Annotated in this window: 1 protein-coding gene; it reads left to right on the forward strand. The window is 41.3% G+C overall.

What is annotated here, in order from left to right; all coding sequences use genetic code 11:
* Positions 1-500: hypothetical protein (locus B5F91_RS14745; protein WP_204244713.1), on the forward strand; the 500-nt coding region annotated here is incomplete at its 5' end.
* Positions 501-816: the final 316 nt, after the last annotated feature.

The raw sequence follows: 816 nt of genomic DNA on the forward strand, positions 1-816 counted from the left end.
ACGAAGCAGATACGAAGACTACTCTTACTATCACTATCTTAAGCCCGATTTACGAAGGTGTAATTGCAGCAACTGATGGTAGCAAGAACTTGAGTGTAGTTGTTAACAACGAAGGTGGTGCAGAAATCACTAATGATATGATTAACTTAACCGACTACGCTAATAACAAGTATAATGTTGTTCCGGATGCTAAGGGTACCGCTTATAACAACGAATTGAATACTAGTGATGGAACAGCAACAGGAACAGAAGGAAATGATATTTGGGAATCTGCTCAAATTGTAAATGTTTGGGTAGACGAAACAGGCGATAATGATTATCTCAGAAGCATTAGCTTGAGAGCCTTGTCTGCTGACGGCAAGATTCCGGGTGCTATCACTATCATTGCTCAACCGACTGCAGACTTTACCGAACCGACCGAAGTTACAGTTCATGTAAAAGACGTTTGGGGTTATGTAGTTGCTCAACCGTTGAGTATGACTCTGAACAAGGCAGAATAATCTTAACCGATTGCTCTATAAATAAAAAAAGCGGCTCGATTGAGCCGCTTTTTTTATGCCTTTATATCCTACAGAAAATGCATACGGCTGCATCAGCCAACACATGCAGGTGCATCAGCCATCGAAGCCTGCTTCGTAAGCCAATGCACCCGTATGCGTTTCTTTATGCACTTGACACTACTTAAAAGCCTGTTTGATTTTCCTCCGGCAAGGGCTTGACATTCTCGAAATAAAATCGTTTCTTTGTATCTGTATTCAAATCCGCTATACCATGATGAAGTATCCGATAGGAATCCAGAGTTTCGACCGAATCATT

The sequence above is a fragment of the Bacteroides sp. An322 genome, from assembly GCF_002161765.1.
GTDB lineage: Bacteria > Bacteroidota > Bacteroidia > Bacteroidales > Bacteroidaceae > Phocaeicola > Phocaeicola merdavium.